Consider the following 16142-nt stretch of genomic DNA (forward strand, 5'->3'; position numbering starts at 1 on the left):
TCGCCAGTCAGTGGGACTGGTTGTGAAGAACTGCACAAGGTGCGGTCACGCTGCGGCATCACGAGCTAATACCCGCTTTCGCGCGCAGTTTCACGCAAATCCTGTGGGCAACCCTCGGCGGCCGGGCCGCCGCGTCCCGTCGACCGAACCCGTGAACCGGCCCGCGGCGACGCCCGGACTCGTTACGCTCTGTCCACAGGCGCACACCCAGGCGGGTCGCCCGTCGTTGCTACCCGTGCGGGCTGCCCCCAGCCGGTAGGCTCGGCGTCGTGGCCGCGACGATGACCGGGGAGCCAGGCTCCCGGCAGACCCGCCCGGGTCTGGTCCACGCACTGGTCGAGCGTTTCGGCCACCTCGTCCGCGAGCTGAGCAAGTTCGCCACCGTGGGCGGCATCGCCTTTCTGATCGACTTCGCGCTCTTCAACTACCTGACGAGCGTCCGGGGCGTCGAGCAGGTGACCGCGAAGACCGTCTCCACGCTCGTCGCGGCGACCGTCGCCTTCATCGGCAACCGGTTCTGGACGTGGCGGCACCGCAAGCGCTCCAACCCGGCCCGCGAGTACGCGCTGTTCTTCTTCTTCAACGGCGTCGGCCTCGGCATCGCCGTGGCCTGCCTGGCGATCAGCCGCTACGGCCTGGGCAGCATCTGGCCCGAGGTGTTCCAGACCCCGCTGGCCGACAACATCGCGAGCTACATCGTCGGCACGGGGCTCGGCACGCTGTTCCGATTCTGGTCCTACCGACGGTTCGTCTTCGTGGAAGCGGGAACCCCAGCCGTTCCGGAAGTGAAGCACGACCGCGACCACGGGGCGTGACCTGCCGCCCACCTCGTCCGGCCGGAGCCTGCCGGCCCCGCCCACTGCCCTAAGGTGTTCCGCATGCGTCTTGTCCGTCTGCTGCCTGAGCGCTGGCAGAAGTTCATCCACGAGGCGCTCAAATTCGGGATCGTCGGCGGCATCAACACCGTCATCAATTACGCGGTGTTCAATGCGCTGGCACTGACCGTTTTTGTCGACGGTCAACTGAAGGCGACGGTCATCGCCACCATCGTGGCGACCATCACGTCCTATCTCATGAATCGTCACTGGACGTACCGTGACCGCCCGAAATCGGCGATGCGTCGCGAATACGCCCTGTTCTTCCTTTTCAACGGCGCCGGCCTGCTCATCGAGCTCGGCGTGCTCGCCGCCGCCAAGTACGGCCTGGGCATGACCAGCCTGCTGGCCCTGAACGTGGCGAAGACCGCCGGCGTGCTGCTCGCGACGCTCTTCCGCTTCTGGTCCTACCGGACGTTCGTCTTCCAGCCGGCGCCGGCCCACGCCGCCGAGACGTGGCACAGCATCCCGCGCGACGAGTGGGACACGATGGCCGAGATGGACCCGGTGGCCGAGCTGGCCGAATCCATCTCCGAGCTGGAGGAGGCCCAGCCACCGCCGGGCGGCGAACGGCGCGGCCCGGCGCACGCCCCGGCGACCGGTCAGGGCACCCCGCTCCAGGGCCGTCCCGCGCCGCTCGACGCCACCCTCGGCGGCTCCCTCGACCGGGAGCTGGAGGCCGAGCTGGCCGCCGAACTCCAGGCCAGCACCCGCCGCACCCCGCGCCGCTGACCCGCCGCCGGGCGGGGGCCCGGGCCCGCGGTCATGCGGTGGGGTCGCGCAGCGGCTTCCCCTCGTTCATGTCCGCCAGGATGTCGCGCATCTCGGTCTCGCCGAGCGAGTGCTTGTCGTGGTGCGCCTCCACCAGCTCGTAGAGCTTCGTCTGCACCTGGCCGACCCGCGGCACGTCGTGCAGGACGGACTGCCCCCGCTCGCCGGCCGACTCGATGGTCAGCGTGCCGCAGCCGAGCAGCCGCTCGACGAAGCGCTGGTTCATCGCGTGGTCGTTGATCCGGGTGAGCGGGATGTCCCGCCGGTCCCGGGAGAGCACCCCCTGCTGGAGCAGCACCCGCTCGTTGGTGAACAGGTAGTGGGTGGTCCGCCAGACCAGGAACGGCCAGAGCGCCAGCCAGAGCACCGCGATCAGGGCCAGGCCGCCGACGACGGCGAGCGCGATCGAGCCGCCCCCGCCGGAGGGCAGCAGCACCACGCCGGCCACCAGCGCCGCGACGGCGAGCACCAGCACCGCCACCGGGCGGATCAGCGCCTTCCAGTGCGGGTGCAGGTGCAGCACGACGTGCTCGTCCTCGGTGAGCACGTCCTCCGGAAATGCCACACGAACCTCCTCGCGTCCACGATGTCGGCGATGACGCTAACGGCTCCCGGCGTCCCGCCGCCTCCGCCACAAGGCCCGTGTCGCGAGAACTCGCCGTCGTCGGCCCCCGCAGGGCCCCGCCCGGCGGCCACCTGGCTCCCGCCGGGCGGGCGACCTGCGGGCCGGGTGCCGGCAGCGTCGCCACCCGGCCGCACCACGCGACCAGGGACAGAGGTTGTATGTGCATGTAGGCTGTTTGGCAGGCGTACCACCCCGGCCCGCCCGCCGGGGGACGAAGGAGGGCTGATGGCCACCGCAGCCGGGACCGGCAGTGCACACTCCACGGCCGCGTCCGACGCCGCCAGGTGGGACCAGGTCACCGCCCTGCACGCCCACGTCGAGCACCGGCTCGCCACCGCGTTGCAGCGCGCGCACGGGCTGGGCCTGTCGGAGTACCGTGCCCTCGCCCACCTCGTCGAGGCGCCGGACGGCGAGCTGCGCATGCAGGACCTGGCCCTCCGGATCGGCCTCAACCAGAGCTCCGTTACCCGCCTGGTCGGGCGGCTGATCGCGGCCGGCTTCGCCTACCGCGACCTCTGCCCCGACGACAAGCGCGGCATCTACACCGTCGTCAGCGACGCCGGTCGCACCCGCCACGACCAGGCGCGCGGCACGTACGAGCAGACGCTGACCGACGCGCTGGAGGAGATGGCGCGCTCCGCCGGGCCACAGGCCGCCCTCGTCTCGGCGCTCCGCGCGGCCGGCTGACCCCGGGCCGGCGCCCCGGGCAGGGCGGGCGCCCGAACTACCGCAGGTGCAGCACGTCCCCGGCGGCCACCCGGTGCTCGCCGTCCGGCGCCCGCACCACCAGCCGCCCGTCCGGATCGATCCCGGTCGCCGTGCCGACCAGCTCACCGCCGCCGGGCAGCAGCACCCGCACCCGCCGCCCCACCGTGTCGCACGACCGCAGGTACGCCTCGTGCAGCCCGCACTCCCGCACGTCCGCGCCGGCCGTCCGCCAGCGGTCGTACCAGTCGGCGAGCGCGCGCAGCAGGGCCCGCAGCAGCGGGTCCCGGTCGGTGGCGGACGCGCCGGCCAGTTGCAGCGAGGTGGCCGGCAGCCCGCCCGGGTTCTCCGGCAACTCGTGGGCGCGCAGCGTCACGTTGAGGCCGATGCCGAGCACGATGGCCGGCGGCTGCCCCGGTTCCGCCGCGGGCACCGCCTCGGCGAGGATCCCGCCGCACTTGCGCCCGTCGACGAGCAGGTCGTTCGGCCACTTGAGCCCGGCGTCCACCTCGGCCAGCCGGGTCACCGCCTCGACCAGCGCGACGCCGGCGAGCAGCGGCAGCCAGCCGTACCCGGTGGGAGACGCCGGCGGCCAGCCACGATCGGCGACGGCCTCGCCGGGCCGCAGCAGCACGCTCGTCGCGATGCCCGCCCGGGCCGGCGACTGCCAGACCCGCCCGCGCCGGCCGCGCCCGGCGGTCTGCCGCTCGGCAACCACGACGAGGCCCTCCGGCTCGCCGGCCCGCGCCGCCTCGGCCACGTCGGCGTTCGTGGAGCCGGTCTCGGCGCGCAGCTCCAGCCGGGCCCACGGGCCGTGCGGGGCGACCAGCGCGCGCCCCAGCCGCGCCGCCGACAGCGGCGGGCGGTCCAGATCGGTGTACGGCGAGCCCGGCATCCCGCCAGCCTACGGTCCGCCCGGCGAACGCCTCACGGGCGTCGCCGCACGGGCTGAGGCGAACTGCACAACGGCGACGGCCTGAACCATCGTTATATTCCCAGGGTGACTACCGAGACCGGGATCAACATCCACAGCACCGCGGGCAAGCTGGCTGACCTGGAGCGGCGGGTCGACGAGGCGGTGCACGCCGGGTCGGCGCGCGCGGTCGAGAAGCAGCACGCGAGGGGCAAGAAGACCGCGCGGGAGCGGATCGAGCTGCTGCTCGACGAGGGCTCCTTCGTCGAGCTGGACGAACTGGCCCGGCACCGGTCCACCAACTTCGGGCTGGACCGCACCCGCCCGTACGGCGACGGGGTCATCACCGGCTACGGCACCATCGACGGCCGGCAGGTCTGCGTCTTCGCGCAGGACTTCACCGTCTTCGGCGGCTCCCTCGGCGAGGTCTTCGGCGAGAAGATCGTCAAGGTGATGGACCTGGCCATGAAGATCGGCTGCCCGGTCATCGGCATCAACGACTCCGGCGGCGCCCGGATCCAGGAGGGCGTGGCCTCGCTCGGCCTCTACGGCGAGATCTTCTTCCGCAACGTCCGGGCCAGCGGCGTGATCCCGCAGATCTCCCTGATCATGGGCCCGTGCGCCGGCGGCGCGGTCTACTCGCCCGCGGTCACCGACTTCACCGTCATGGTCGACCAGACCTCGCACATGTTCATCACCGGCCCCGACGTGATCAAGACGGTCACCGGCGAGGACGTGGCGATGGAGGAGCTGGGCGGCGCCCGCACGCACAACTCCCGCAGCGGCAACGCGCACTACCTCGCCAGTGACGAGGAGGACGCGATCGACTACGTCAAGGCGCTGCTGTCGTACCTGCCGTCGAACAACCTGGACGAGCCGGTGGTCTACGAGGCCCCGGCCGACCTGGAGATCAGCGACGCCGACCGGGAACTGGACACGCTGATCCCCGACTCGGCCAACCAGCCGTACGACATGCACAGGGTGATCGAGCACGTCCTCGACGACGGCGAGTTCCTGGAGGTCCAGCCGCTCTACGCGCAGAACCTCGTCATCGGCTACGGCCGGGTCGAGGGGCGCCCGGTCGGCGTGGTCGCCAACCAGCCGATGCACTTCGCCGGCACCCTCGACATCGCCGCGTCGGAGAAGGCCGCCCGGTTCGTACGCACCTGCGACGCGTTCAACATCCCGGTGCTGACCTTCGTGGACGTTCCCGGCTTCCTGCCCGGCACCGGCCAGGAGTGGGACGGCATCATCCGCCGGGGCGCGAAGCTCATCTACGCGTACGCCGAGGCCACCGTCCCGAAGGTCACCGTCATCACCCGCAAGGCCTACGGCGGGGCGTACGACGTGATGGGCTCCAAGCACCTCGGCGCGGACCTGAACTTCGCCTGGCCGACCGCGCAGATCGCCGTGATGGGCGCGCAGGGCGCGGTGAACATCCTCTACCGGCAGGAGCTGGCCGCCGCCGAGGACCCGGCCGCCGTGCGTGCCGAGAAGATCACCGAGTACGAGGACACTCTCGCCAACCCGTACATCGCCGCCGAGCGCGGCTACGTCGACAGCGTCATCCCGCCGCACGAGACCCGCGCGCAGATCGTCCGTGCCCTGCGGGTGCTGCGCACGAAGCGCGAGACCCTCCCCCCGAAGAAGCACGGCAACATCCCGCTCTGACCCCGTCCCCGCCCGCTGACCCGCGCCCGCGCGCGGCCCGTGCCCGCGCGCACGGGTCGCGCGCGGCCCGTGCGGGCGGGCTGTGACGCGGGTCAGCAGCGGGGGTTGGCCACGGCGCACATGCGGGTGGCGGCCACCGTGGCGAGGCGACGCAGTTCGGCCTCGCTGCCGCCGTCGCCGAGGCTGAAGACCGTGACCAGGTCACCGACCCGCACCACCGCCGTGCTCGTCGGAGCCGGGGCGCCGCCCACCTCCCGTCCCGTGACCAGGTGCCGGGGCGACGACACGGTGTGCCGCAGCATCGCGGCCTGCGAGCCGGCGAAGTCCCGTTCGACGACGTGCCACCCGTGCGTCGCCCCGGCCTCCTCGACGACCCGCCCCTGCCGGTCGGTCTGGCCGTGCCGCTGCCACGCCACGCACGGGGTCAACCGGCGGGCGAGGTCGTCCACGATCCCCGGGGCGGCCGCGGGATGCACGCGGTACAGGTCCTGGGTGAGGAGCACGTCCCTGGGCTGCGGCACGGCGCCCGCCGGCCGGGCACGCAGCAGGGTCTGCGACCGCGAGTAGCGCGACTCCACCCACTCGGGCCTGGTCCCCCGGTTCTCCAGGCACGCCTCCAGCCTGACGTCGACCCGGACCCGCTCGCCGAGGCCGGCCTCGACCATCGGCGGCGCCGCCGGCGCCGGCAGGTCCGCCGGCTGGAGCAGCGCAGCCGTGGGCACCTCGTACCTGCCGGGCTCCCCGCCGGTCGACGCCGCCTCCGACGCGGGTGCGGGGCGCAGCCGATCGCCGACGCCGACGGCGACGCCCGCGACGAGGAACACGACGGCCGCCGCCGCTGCCGCCGTACGCCTGCTGCGCCGGCGGGCCCGGGCGCGGATCTCGGCGGGCTCCGGCCAGCGGACGTCGCTCAGGTCCCGGCGCAGACGTTCGACGAAGCTCGTGTCGTCACGCATCGGCGGCCTCCTCCAGGTCAGAGACGGCGAGCAGCCCGGCGAGCGCGACGCGCCCCCGGGAGAGTCGGGCCTTGACCGTGCCCACGGGGGCGGCGGTCTGCCGGGCCACCTCGGCCACCGGCATGCCGACCAGGTAGTACAGGGCGATCGCGGTGCGCTGCTCCTCCGGCAGCCGGCGCAGCGCGGCGACCACGTCGACGGTGTCGGGGTCCGGGCCGGGCACGCTCTCGGTGGCGCCGTGGCGCAGGTAGGCACGGGCCCGGCTGCGGAGGCTGCGCCAGCGGCTGACCGCGATCCGACTTGCCACCACCCGCACCCACGCCTCCGGCTCCTCGTACGCGCTCACGGTCGACCAGCGCTGCCAGGCCCGCACGTACGCCTCCTGCACGGCGTCCTGCGCCTCGGCGAGGTCACCGGTGAGCACGTAGACGAAGCCCAGCAGCCGTTGCCGGCTGCCCCGGTAGAACTCGTCGAAGCCGTCGGCATCCGGCACCTGCTACCTCCCCCGTGGTCGCAGGGGACACGCGCCGGCGGGTGCGGCCGGTTGCCGGGTCAACCGATCATTTTCGCCGGCTCGGCCGGCCGGCACCCGCCCGGCTCACCCGGTCAGGCCGGCGTCGGCGAGGATCGGGCCGGCGAGCAGCAGCGCGCCCGCGGCGAGGGCGGCCAGGTTGGCCAGGGCGAAGAACGTGACCCAGAAGAACGCGGGCAGCGGGGTGAGCCCGGCGAGCTGGTCGGCGTCGGACGCGGGCATCCGACCCCGGGAGCGCAGCCGCTGCAGCTCCGCCACCGGCCGTACGCCACCGAGCAGCAGGAACCACACCCCGGTGTACGCGAACGCCGCCTGCACCTGCGGCGTGGCGTACCAGGAGACGGCGAGCACCGCCCCGCCGGTGACCAGCAGCGAGAGCACGCCGAACGCGTTGCGGACCAGCACCAGCATGGCGAGCAGCAGCGCCACGGCGACCCAGAGCAGCAGGGTGATCCGGTTGCCGCCGAGCAGCCACGCGCCGGCCAGCCCGACCAGCGGCGGGGCGACGTAGCCGGCGAGGAGCGTCAGGATCATCCCGGGGCCGGTGGGCCGGCCGGCGGAGAGGGTCAGGCCCGAGGTGTCCGAGTGCAGCCGGATGCCGTGCAGCCTGCGGCCGGTGAGCAGGGCGACGAGCGCGTGGCCGCCCTCGTGGGCGATGGTGATCGCGTTGCGGGCGATCCGCCAGGGCAGCCGGGTGGAGACGACCACCAGCGCGACGACGGCGGTCAGCAGCACCAGCAGGGGCGGTGGGTCCGGCTGCGCGCCGAACAGCTTGTCCCACAGGTCGCCCAGCCCGTCGATCGACACCATGGGGCGCGAGCCTACCGGTCGGACCCGTGTCGTTGGGCGGCCGTCGACTCGTATCGCGTGAAGCTGACCAGGCGGCGATCGGAGCGGGAGGTGGACGCCGGCGAGCGCGGCACCCCTGGAGCACCACGTCGGCCTCTGGACGGAGGCCGACTACTTCGCCATGGGCGAGACTACGTCGAGGACCGGGTCGCCAGGGCGGGCGAGGAGTTCAGCCTGGCCGAGCCGTTCCGCCGGCGTCTCGACCCCGCGTCGCTGCGCTGAACGACAGCACCCGAACTCCATGTAGGTATCTTTTAGCGCCCCTTGCGATCGAGGGCAGTTACCTCCAAAGATGGATGTCAATCAATCGGCGTCCTTGGAGGCATCCATGACCCGTACCAGAACATTCCTGCGGCGGCTGCTCGCCACCGGCCTCGCCACCGTCGCCACCGCCGCGGCGGCGCTCGTCGCGACCGCGACCCCGGCGGCGGCCGCCACGACGCCCGGCATCGACGTCTCGCACTACCAGGGCGCCATCAACTGGACGAGCGTCCGCAACGCCGGCATCCAGTTCGCCTTCATCAAGGCCACCGAGGGCACGAGCTACAAGGACCCGAGGTTCAACACGAACTACGTGGCCGCCTACAACGCCGGCGTCATCCGCGGGGCCTACCACTTCGCCCGGCCCAACATCTCCTCCGGGGCGACCCAGGCCAACTACCTGGCCTCCAACGGCGGCGCCTGGTCGGCCGACAGCCGCACCCTCCCCGCCGCGCTCGACCTGGAGGCAAACCCCTACGCCGGCGGCTACTGCTACGGCCTGAGCACCACCGGCATGCGCAACTGGGTCCAGGACTTCCTCAACACCTACCGGGCCCGCACCGGCCGCTACGCGGTCATCTACACCACGACGAGCTGGTGGAACCAGTGCACCGGCAACTGGACCGCCCCATGGGCCAACCACCCGCTCTGGGTCGCCCGCTGGTCGAGCACCGTCGGCACCCTGCCGGCCGGCGCGCCGTTCTGGAGCTTCTGGCAGTACACCGACCGCGGCAGCGTCGCGGGGATCAGCGGCGCCGTCGACCGCAACTACTGGAACGGCGACCGCAGCCGGCTGATCGCGCTGGCCAACAACACCTGAGGCCGAGCCCGGGGAGGCGCTTGGCGGCAGCGGGATCGGCTGTCACCGTACGGTCGACAACTGGTCCGGCTGCCGCCACGCCGCCGTGCACGTCAGGCCCGCCGTCGGGCCGCCACCGGGACTGTCACCGCGTTGTCGCGGGCGAGCCCACCCCGTCGCGTGAACCGCCGGGCGGCCACTCCGGCGAGGGTGACGGTGACGACACTGAGCAGCGCGAACAGTACCGGCAGGCCGACGGCGGTGAGCAGCAGGACGATGTCGCCGAGGGCCACGAGCATCCACAGTGCCACCCGGGGCCGGGCATCCTTCCGTCGGTAACCCATGTCGTACCTCCTTCCGTCGTGCGGGAGAAATACCCCGTACGACGGAAGGCCATGCGAATCAATCTCGCGGCGGCACGAATCCCGCGGACCGGTCCCGGCGGTCGGGCTCGGGTCAGTCCTGGCGGTCGGGCACGAACTCCCGGGCGATCATGTCGAAGTACTGGAGGTTCGCGGCCCAGTCCTTGTCCGCGACCTCCCACCGGATGGCGAAGCCTCGGTTGCTGGCGGTCACGAAGCCTCGATTTCGGACGCGGATCCGCGTGCCGTCCCGGGTCTCGCGCCAGTCCCAGTCCGCGCAGGTCTTCCAGTAGCCGCTGACCCGCCGGATGTCGATGTACTCGTAGTCGTCGACGAGCCGCCTGCGGTCCGGCTCGATCGCCCGCCACGCGGCGACGGCGTCCTTCTGCGGACTGTTCGTCCGGTCGATCACCAACTCGCGGACGCCGTTCGGCTCCTCGTACTTCACCCAGGTGCCGCCCGCGCTCCGCCGCCACCCGTCCGGAACAGGGACCGAGAACCCGACGGGATCCTTGACCAACTTCCAGCCGGCAGGCAGCCCCGCCGAAGGGCTCACCGACGGCGTCGGGCTCGGTGCCGCGCTCGTCGGCGGGGCCGGCGCGGAGGACTGCGGCGGGGCCTGCGAGGCGGCGGTGGTCGGATCGGCCTGCGGGGTGCCGCCGCCGTCCTCGCCGTCGCCGCCCGTCAGCATCGGCACGACCAGCACCAGGCCGAGCAGCAACAGCGCCACCAGGGCCCCGATCAGCACGTTGCGCCGGGTGTTGTTCGGCTTCGTGCCGTCACCGGGCACCACCGTGGCCCGGCCGGACGGCGGGCTCACCGGCGCGGGCATCACCGAGGTGGGGTTCACCGGCCGGGCGGGCGCGGGGCTCACCGGCGCGGTGGCGCCGGCCGAAGGCGCGGACGCCCCGACCTTCGCCGTCGGCGCGGCGTCGGAGGTGGACGACTCGACCTTGGCGGTCGGCGCGAGATCCGAGGAGTCGGCGGCGGACGCGGCCTCCGCCACGGCCGGGACGCCGGCCGCGGCGGCCTCCTGCCGGGCCCGCGGCACCGGCGGGCTGACCGGCGTGGCGGGTCGCGCCTCGGCCGGCCGCGGCGCCGGCACCACCGGCGGTCGCGGCTCGCGCGGACCGTTCGGCCCGGGCCGGCGTACGCCGTCGAGCAGCGGAATGGTGCGCGTCCGCTTGCCGCCCGCGCGGCGCAGCAGCTTCTCCGCCACCTCCGCGTTCATCCGCTCGGTCGGGTCCTTGCGCAGCAGGCCGTTGAGCACCGGCTTGAGCGGGCCGGCGCTCTTCGGCGGCGGGGGCGCCTCGGTGGCGAGCGCCGCCAGGGTGGCGATCGCCGACGGCCGGGCGTACGGCGACTTGCCCTCGACCGCGGCGTAGAGCGTGGCGCCCAGCGACCAGAGGTCGGCCTCCGGCCCGGCGGTGCCGTCGCGGGCCCGCTCCGGCGCGATGTACGCGGGCGAGCCGAGCACCATGCCCGTGCGGGTCACGTTGGGGTCGCCGGGGATCGTGGCCAGGCCGAAATCGGTCAGCACCACCCGGCCGTCGTTGCCGAGCAGCACGTTGCCCGGCTTGACGTCGCGGTGCATCACGCCGGCCTTGTGCGCCGCCTTCAGCGCGCCCAGCACACCGAGCCCGATCTCGACCGCGCGCGCCGGCGACACCGGGCCGTCCTCGGCGAGAGTGTCCTGCAACGACTTCGACGGCACGTACTCCATCACGATCCACGGGTCGCCGTCGGTGCGCAGCACGTCGAAGATGCGGACCACGTTGATGTGGTTGAGCCGGGCGATGGCACGGGCCTCGCGCAGCGACCGCTCCCGCATCTCGCGACGCTCGTCGTCGGTCAGGCTGGGCGGCGGGACCAACTCCTTGATGGCCACGTCCCGGTGCAGCACCTCGTCGCGTGCCTTCCAGACCCGTCCCATGCCACCCTGACCGAGCGGCGAGATGAGCCGGTATCGGTCAGCGACGAGTTGGGGCAGCGCTTCAGACATCGCCCAGACGGTACCCGGCGGGCACGACGCTCACACCGCCGGCACGCCACTGCGCGGTTCAGGTCGGCCTCCGCGCCGCGTACGCTGGCGCCATGTCTGCCGAAGAGCCGCTGTTCCGGGTCGTCCGCGGGGTGCCCACCGCCGAGGAACTGGCCGCGCTGGTGGGCGCGATCGTCGTCCGCTCCCGTCCGGCCGCCGCACCCCCGCCGGTCGCCGAGTCCGCGTGGTCGCGCAGCGGCCGTCCGGCCGCCGCGACTCCCCTGGCCGGGCCGGGCGCCTGGCGGGCCTCGGGCCTGCCCCGCTGACCTTTTCCGGTCCGGTCGGCGCAGCTCGCTGCCCGTGCCCACCTGCCGGACCGCCACCGGGTGCGGGGTCGGGGCTGCCGACATCGTCGGGGACCCATTAACCTCACTCAGGGAAACGGCGCAGTGACGGGTAGGGAGGACCGATGATCCCCGAGGAGGACCGCCCAGCGTCCTGGCTTCGCGGTTACGGCGGCATCGAGGCCGACATCCGCCAGCTACGCGAGTTCGCCGACAAGCTCCAGGCCGAGGTGGAACGCAACTACGCCCCCCACCTGGCCTACATCGCCGAGGACATGAAGGCTCCGGTGCCCAACCCGGCCGACGCCTTCATCGAGCTGGTCAACTTCATGCACGCGCACCACGAGACCCAGCAGGCCGCCGCTGACATCGTCTGGGGCGTGCGCGACGCCACCGGCCACCTGGCCGTCGCCGCCGGCACGGTGGCCAACCGCTACACCGAGTCCGACGCCTTCTCCTCCGCCCGGGTGCACGACGTCGAACGGGCCCTCGCCAACCCGGCCGCCGCCGCGCCGCGCGGCCCGTCACCGGTGCTGCGCGATCCCACCGGGCCGGATCCTGCGCCGGGGCAGGGCCCGGTGGTGGTGCAGGCATGATCGAGCGGGGCAGCGGCCGCACGTCCGGCCTGACCGACTGGCGCCTGATGGACGTGGCAAGCATGTGGGCCTGCCTTCAGGACCACGACACCACCAATCACTGGAAGCAGGTCGCCGGCTGGCGCAAGGTCTGCGAACTCGCCCGCGCCCACCTGAGCCGCCTCCAGGAATACCGCAAGGGGCTGGCCGAAGCCTGGCCCCCGGAGACCAACGAGGCTGCCCGGGCCTACGTCCGCGAGCTGGACGAGCTGATCGACAAGGTGCAACGCACCCACGACGCCGCCAGCGCCAACTACACCGCGCTCTCCGCCGCCACGCAGGCCATCAGCGCCACGCGGGCGGAACTCAAGAAGATCTACGAGACGTACGCCGTCAAAGTCCAGGAGAAGCGGACGTACGAGGCGACGCTCGCGGACCCGAAAGCGGCCATGGGCAGCCGGGTTCCCGATCGTCCGGTGACGGACGCAGACCTGGAACGGCTCAACGTCCAGGCTCGCGGCATCATGTACGGCCTCAGCGGCGAACTCCAGCACGCCCAAGTAATGCTCCAAAAACCTCCAGCAGTACGGCCGCCCCGACCTGACATCGATACTGACGCTGCGGATGCCTACGGGGGCGGAATAGCGCCCGCCATCCCGCCGATCGTCCCAATTTCCGTTGCGTCACCCTCTGGCACATCCTCAGCCAACAAGACCTCGGCTCCCATTCGAGCTGTTCAGACGCCCACCGCACCGAGCACCGGTCCGGTTCTCGGCGGGGCTGGCACCGGTTTGGCACCGGCTAAACCCACCCCCGGGATCCCAACCACTACGCCGCTCACGCCGCAAAATTCGCCCCCAGTCGTTGGGGGACTACCTTCGCTACCTCCAGGAACAGGCCAACCAAGCGTCACCAATCCACAGCGCAGCCCTCTCGGCAGGCCAGGCCCGGGAGGCATTGGTAACCAGGCGACCCCAACTCAACCGTCTCCTAGCCGGTCGATGCCACCCGGCGGGTTGATTGGAGGAGCACCCGGCATAGGGCTGGGGCAACCGGCAGCAAGCAACAACCAGCCGCGGCGAATAAATCCGATTGGCGGCGTAATCGGCGGCGGTGCGGGCACCGCGCCAACGGGCGGAGCCGGCTCCCGTCCGGGAGGCGGCCGTGGCATCGGAGCGGGACATAACATGCCTCCGTTCGGCGGCGGCCCTTTTGGCGGCACGACCGGAGTTGATACTAGAAACGGCATTTCCGGGCGCCCCGGACCCCTTACACAGCGGAGTGCCGGTGACGCACGGCATTGGGACCCAGACCATCCGTGGGATACAGATCAGGGAGTCCCCCCGGTCGTCCACCCCCCCAAGGAAGAGGGGCCAATCGATCCAGGCCCTGCTATCGGCTTTAACAGATGAGGCTCCGCGCAACCCTAGGCGCATTGTCGTTAAGTGCGTCTATGCTAGTGACGCCTTCCCCAAAGCCTGCCATCTGGAACTTAATTGCACAGAAGCCGCAGGGCGTAGATCGAATTCGGGCCGACCAATGGCACCTACGCTATCTGCGAGTTGATCAGGCGCACAAGATTACTCGCGGAGAGGGCATAACCGTCGCAGTACCAGACACTGGAGTGGACCCTCATCCCGATCTTCGCAACAACTTGCTAGCGGGGAAAGACTTCATCCTCGGCGGCGTCGGGAACGGCAGACAAGACCCTAACGGACACGGAACAGGAATGGCCGGACTTATTGCAGCGCACGGCCGGTCCGGAAGGATGGGAGCGCTTGGCATCGCGCCTCGCGCCCAGATTCTCCCGATCATGTCGTCATCTGCCAACAACCTCGGCGAGGCCGACAACTTGGCACTAGGGATAGAGTTTGCCGTTTCCAACGGCGCCGATGTCATCAGCATCTCAAGTGGAGGCGGCACCAACGCCCGCTTAACACAGGCAGTCAGAATGGCGCTTACATCCGACGTTGTAGTGGTTGCAGGCTCCGGCAACCTTCCCTTCGATCAGGCAGTTGCCTATCCAGCTAGAGAGCCTGGCGTCGTTGCCGTAGGTGGAATAGATAAAGCTGGACGCCATGCAGCAGTAGCTGTTGCCGGTCCAGAGATCGACGTTGTTGCTCCCGCTGTGGACATCTACAGCACAAGTATCGACGGCAAATATCGCAAAGGCACTGGCACGTCAAACTCGACGGCGATCGTTGCTGGAGCCGCTGCGCTGATCCGGTCCAAGTACCCGCACCTGCCGGCCTCGGAGGTGGCCCACAGGCTGACCGCCACCGCCATCGACAAGGGCCCACCGGGCCGGGACGACGAGTACGGGTACGGGGTCATCGACCTGGTGGCGGCGTTGACGGCGGACGTACCTCCGCTGGGTTTCGGGTCGGCGACGGCGGGCGCTCCGGCCCACACCACCTCGACTGCGACGGCGATCGCGGAGCCGGACGACGAGGGCGACGACGGCGCGACCGCGCGCGGCCTGGCCACCCTGGGCGTGATCGTCGCTGCCGGCGGGGCATGGGCACTGATCGCCCGCAGGCGTCGTCGGGGTGACGACCCGCCACCCCGCGTGAGCCGTTGAGCGGTAACGTCGGCGACGTGCCCGAATCCATGCCGCTCCGCCTCGTGCTCGCGTCGGCGAGCCCTGCCCGCCGCAAGATCCTCCAGGCCGCCGGGATCGAACCGGACGTCCTGGTCAGCGGCGTCGACGAGTCCCTGGTGGTCACCGAGCGGGCCGAGGATCTCTGCCTGGAACTGGCCCGCTTGAAGGCACAGGCGGTGCTGACCCGGCTGCGCCCCGCCGACGACCAGCGGACGCTGGTCATCGGGTGCGACTCGGTGCTGGCCTTCGACGGAGAGATCCTCGGCAAGCCGGCCGACGCGGCCGCCGCCACCCGGCGCTGGCAGCGGATGCGCGGGCGCAGTGGCGTGCTGCACAGCGGGCACTGCCTCATCGACATCGTGGCGGGCCGCAGGGCCGAGGCCGTCGCCTCCACCGTCGTGCACTTCGCCGACATCAGCGACGACGAGATCGCCACGTACGTGGGCACGGGCGAGCCGCTCGCGGTGGCCGGCGCCTTCACGATCGACGGGCTCGGCGGGCCGTTCGTGGAGCGGATCGAGGGCGATCCCAGCACCGTCATCGGGCTGTCGCTGCCGACGCTGCGCCGCCTCCTGTCCGAATTGGACCTGCGCCTCACGGATTTGTGGACAAAGGTCGCGCCCGGCAGTCAGTCGGTCGAACCGCTCGGCTAGCGTCCATTCATGACCACGAAGCCGATTCAGCTCACGACGGAACTGCACGCTTACCTGGTGGCGCACGGCTCGCCGCCGGACGAGATCATGCGGGACCTGGCCGAGGAGACCCTCGCGGCCCTGCCCCGCGACGCGCACATGCAGGTCGCGCCGGAGCAGGCCGCGTTCCTGACCCTCCTCACCAGGCTGCTCGGCGTGCGGCAGGCCGTCGAGGTGGGCACCTTCACCGGGCTGTCGTCGCTGGCCATCGCCCGAGGGCTGCCCGAGGGCGGTCGGCTGACCTGCTTCGACATCTCGGAGGAGTTCACGGGCATCGCGCGACGATACTGGGCCCGCGCCGGCGTGGACGACCGGATCGAGCTGCGCATCGGCCCGGCCGGCGACATGCTGCGCGAACTACCCCACGAGCGTCACCTGGACTTCGCGTTCATCGACGCCGACAAGACCGGCTACCCGATCTACTGGTCGGAGCTGGTGCCCCGGATGCGTCCCGGCGGGGTGATCGCCGTCGACAACGTGCTGCGCGGCGGCCGGGTGATCGCCCCGCAGGACGCCGACGACCGGGCGATCGCCGCGTTCAACGACGAGCTCCTCGCCGACGTCCGGGTCGACGCGGTGATGCTCCCGATCGCCGACGGCCTGACCCTCGCCCGAGTCCACTGACCCAC

Annotated in this window: 17 protein-coding genes and 1 pseudogene; 11 read left to right on the top strand and 7 right to left on the bottom strand. The window is 71.8% G+C overall.

Annotated elements, in window-relative coordinates; translation table 11 throughout:
- Positions 1-22: 22 nt before the first annotated feature.
- From GA0070606_RS34000 to GA0070606_RS11765, 3 genes and pseudogenes are all read left to right on the top strand, one after another.
- Positions 23-118: pseudogene (locus GA0070606_RS34000) on the top strand (GtrA family protein); the annotation flags it as partial.
- Positions 119-281: 163 nt separating this feature from the next.
- Positions 282-815: a GtrA family protein gene (locus GA0070606_RS11760; RefSeq protein WP_091107625.1), complete on the top strand. Its 534-nt coding sequence runs from the start codon at positions 282-284 to the stop codon at positions 813-815.
- Between the two features lie 63 nt (positions 816-878).
- Positions 879-1607: a GtrA family protein gene (locus tag GA0070606_RS11765; RefSeq protein WP_091097846.1), complete on the top strand. Its 729-nt coding sequence runs from the start codon at positions 879-881 to the stop codon at positions 1605-1607.
- A gap of 31 nt (positions 1608-1638) precedes the next feature.
- Here the strand turns inward: GA0070606_RS11765 and GA0070606_RS11770 are convergent, their stop codons facing one another.
- On the bottom strand, positions 1639-2211 hold the full coding sequence (locus tag GA0070606_RS11770; RefSeq protein WP_091097850.1) for a PH domain-containing protein: 573 nt from the start codon (positions 2209-2211) through the stop codon (positions 1639-1641).
- Between the two features lie 285 nt (positions 2212-2496).
- Here GA0070606_RS11770 and GA0070606_RS11775 point away from each other — a divergent pair, with 285 nt between their 5' ends.
- Positions 2497-2958 carry a MarR family winged helix-turn-helix transcriptional regulator gene (locus GA0070606_RS11775; RefSeq protein WP_091097853.1) on the top strand — a complete coding sequence of 154 codons (462 nt, stop codon included), beginning with the start codon at positions 2497-2499 and terminating at the stop codon, positions 2956-2958.
- A 37-nt stretch (positions 2959-2995) separates the two neighbouring features.
- On the opposite strand, the gene GA0070606_RS11780 is transcribed toward GA0070606_RS11775, so the two are convergent.
- Positions 2996-3871 (bottom strand): biotin--[acetyl-CoA-carboxylase] ligase, encoded by an 876-nt coding sequence (locus GA0070606_RS11780; protein WP_091097856.1) that lies wholly within the window; start codon positions 3869-3871, stop codon positions 2996-2998.
- Between the two features lie 105 nt (positions 3872-3976).
- On the opposite strand from GA0070606_RS11780, the gene GA0070606_RS11785 reads away from it, so the two are divergent.
- Complete coding sequence (locus tag GA0070606_RS11785) at positions 3977-5560, top strand: acyl-CoA carboxylase subunit beta (protein WP_091097859.1); 1584 nt, start codon at positions 3977-3979, stop codon at positions 5558-5560.
- A gap of 92 nt (positions 5561-5652) precedes the next feature.
- On the opposite strand, the gene GA0070606_RS11790 is transcribed toward GA0070606_RS11785, so the two are convergent.
- The 3 genes from GA0070606_RS11790 to GA0070606_RS11800 all read right to left on the bottom strand — a co-directional run bounded on the left by GA0070606_RS11790 (position 5653) and on the right by GA0070606_RS11800 (position 7858).
- Complete coding sequence (locus GA0070606_RS11790; protein WP_091097863.1) at positions 5653-6516, bottom strand: hypothetical protein; 864 nt, start codon at positions 6514-6516, stop codon at positions 5653-5655.
- Positions 6509-7009: a SigE family RNA polymerase sigma factor gene (locus tag GA0070606_RS11795; protein WP_091097867.1), complete on the bottom strand. Its 501-nt coding sequence runs from the start codon at positions 7007-7009 to the stop codon at positions 6509-6511. The genes GA0070606_RS11790 and GA0070606_RS11795 overlap by 8 nt, the downstream gene beginning before the upstream one ends.
- 105 nt (positions 7010-7114) lie before the next feature.
- The gene (locus tag GA0070606_RS11800) at positions 7115-7858 is read right to left on the bottom strand and encodes a M50 family metallopeptidase (RefSeq protein WP_091097870.1); all 744 of its coding nucleotides are present in this window, start codon (positions 7856-7858) and stop codon (positions 7115-7117) included.
- 367 nt (positions 7859-8225) lie between these two features.
- On the opposite strand from GA0070606_RS11800, the gene GA0070606_RS11805 reads away from it, so the two are divergent.
- The gene (locus GA0070606_RS11805; RefSeq protein WP_091097873.1) at positions 8226-8978 is read left to right on the top strand and encodes a lysozyme; all 753 of its coding nucleotides are present in this window, start codon (positions 8226-8228) and stop codon (positions 8976-8978) included.
- Between the two features lie 92 nt (positions 8979-9070).
- Here the strand turns inward: GA0070606_RS11805 and GA0070606_RS11810 are convergent, their stop codons facing one another.
- Together GA0070606_RS11810 and GA0070606_RS11815 are read right to left on the bottom strand one after the other, a co-directional pair.
- The gene (locus tag GA0070606_RS11810) at positions 9071-9301 is read right to left on the bottom strand and encodes a hypothetical protein (protein ID WP_091097876.1); all 231 of its coding nucleotides are present in this window, start codon (positions 9299-9301) and stop codon (positions 9071-9073) included.
- Between the two features lie 112 nt (positions 9302-9413).
- Complete coding sequence (locus GA0070606_RS11815) at positions 9414-11321, bottom strand: serine/threonine-protein kinase (protein ID WP_091097879.1); 1908 nt, start codon at positions 11319-11321, stop codon at positions 9414-9416.
- A gap of 92 nt (positions 11322-11413) precedes the next feature.
- Between GA0070606_RS11815 and GA0070606_RS11820 the strand changes: the two genes are divergently transcribed.
- From GA0070606_RS11820 to GA0070606_RS11845, 5 genes are all read left to right on the top strand, one after another.
- Positions 11414-11626 carry an acyl-CoA carboxylase subunit epsilon gene (locus GA0070606_RS11820; protein ID WP_091097883.1) on the top strand — a complete coding sequence of 71 codons (213 nt, stop codon included), beginning with the start codon at positions 11414-11416 and terminating at the stop codon, positions 11624-11626.
- Between the two features lie 143 nt (positions 11627-11769).
- On the top strand, positions 11770-12240 hold the full coding sequence (locus GA0070606_RS11825) for a hypothetical protein (RefSeq protein ID WP_091097887.1): 471 nt from the start codon (positions 11770-11772) through the stop codon (positions 12238-12240).
- Between the two features lie 1387 nt (positions 12241-13627).
- On the top strand, positions 13628-14800 hold the full coding sequence (mycP, locus tag GA0070606_RS11835) for a type VII secretion-associated serine protease mycosin (RefSeq protein ID WP_425413040.1): 1173 nt from the start codon (positions 13628-13630) through the stop codon (positions 14798-14800).
- A gap of 17 nt (positions 14801-14817) precedes the next feature.
- Positions 14818-15474, top strand: coding sequence for a Maf family protein (locus GA0070606_RS11840; RefSeq protein WP_091107626.1), 657 nt, complete (start codon positions 14818-14820; stop codon positions 15472-15474).
- Positions 15475-15483: 9 nt separating this feature from the next.
- On the top strand, positions 15484-16137 hold the full coding sequence (locus GA0070606_RS11845; RefSeq protein ID WP_091097897.1) for an O-methyltransferase: 654 nt from the start codon (positions 15484-15486) through the stop codon (positions 16135-16137).
- Positions 16138-16142 lie beyond the last annotated feature (5 nt).

This window comes from Micromonospora citrea, assembly GCF_900090315.1.
Classification (GTDB): domain Bacteria; phylum Actinomycetota; class Actinomycetes; order Mycobacteriales; family Micromonosporaceae; genus Micromonospora; species Micromonospora citrea.

Excerpts from the sequence above, each read along its gene's own strand:
- GA0070606_RS11810 (WP_091097876.1), bottom strand. The coding sequence starts at position 9,301 with ATGGGTTACCGACGGAAGGATGCCCGGCCCCGGGTGGCACTGTGGATG.
- GA0070606_RS11790 (WP_091097863.1), bottom strand. The coding sequence starts at position 6,516 with ATGCGTGACGACACGAGCTTCGTCGAACGTCTGCGCCGGGACCTGAGC.
- GA0070606_RS11815 (WP_091097879.1), bottom strand. The coding sequence starts at position 11,321 with ATGTCTGAAGCGCTGCCCCAACTCGTCGCTGACCGATACCGGCTCATC.
- GA0070606_RS11760 (WP_091107625.1), top strand. The coding sequence starts at position 282 with ATGACCGGGGAGCCAGGCTCCCGGCAGACCCGCCCGGGTCTGGTCCAC.
- GA0070606_RS11845 (WP_091097897.1), top strand. The coding sequence starts at position 15,484 with ATGACCACGAAGCCGATTCAGCTCACGACGGAACTGCACGCTTACCTG.
- GA0070606_RS11820 (WP_091097883.1), top strand. The coding sequence starts at position 11,414 with ATGTCTGCCGAAGAGCCGCTGTTCCGGGTCGTCCGCGGGGTGCCCACC.
- GA0070606_RS11765 (WP_091097846.1), top strand. The coding sequence starts at position 879 with ATGCGTCTTGTCCGTCTGCTGCCTGAGCGCTGGCAGAAGTTCATCCAC.
- GA0070606_RS11805 (WP_091097873.1), top strand. The coding sequence starts at position 8,226 with ATGACCCGTACCAGAACATTCCTGCGGCGGCTGCTCGCCACCGGCCTC.
- GA0070606_RS11775 (WP_091097853.1), top strand. The coding sequence starts at position 2,497 with ATGGCCACCGCAGCCGGGACCGGCAGTGCACACTCCACGGCCGCGTCC.
- GA0070606_RS11780 (WP_091097856.1), bottom strand. The coding sequence starts at position 3,871 with ATGCCGGGCTCGCCGTACACCGATCTGGACCGCCCGCCGCTGTCGGCG.
- GA0070606_RS11800 (WP_091097870.1), bottom strand. The coding sequence starts at position 7,858 with ATGGTGTCGATCGACGGGCTGGGCGACCTGTGGGACAAGCTGTTCGGC.
- GA0070606_RS11825 (WP_091097887.1), top strand. The coding sequence starts at position 11,770 with ATGATCCCCGAGGAGGACCGCCCAGCGTCCTGGCTTCGCGGTTACGGC.
- mycP (WP_425413040.1), top strand. The coding sequence starts at position 13,628 with ATGAGGCTCCGCGCAACCCTAGGCGCATTGTCGTTAAGTGCGTCTATG.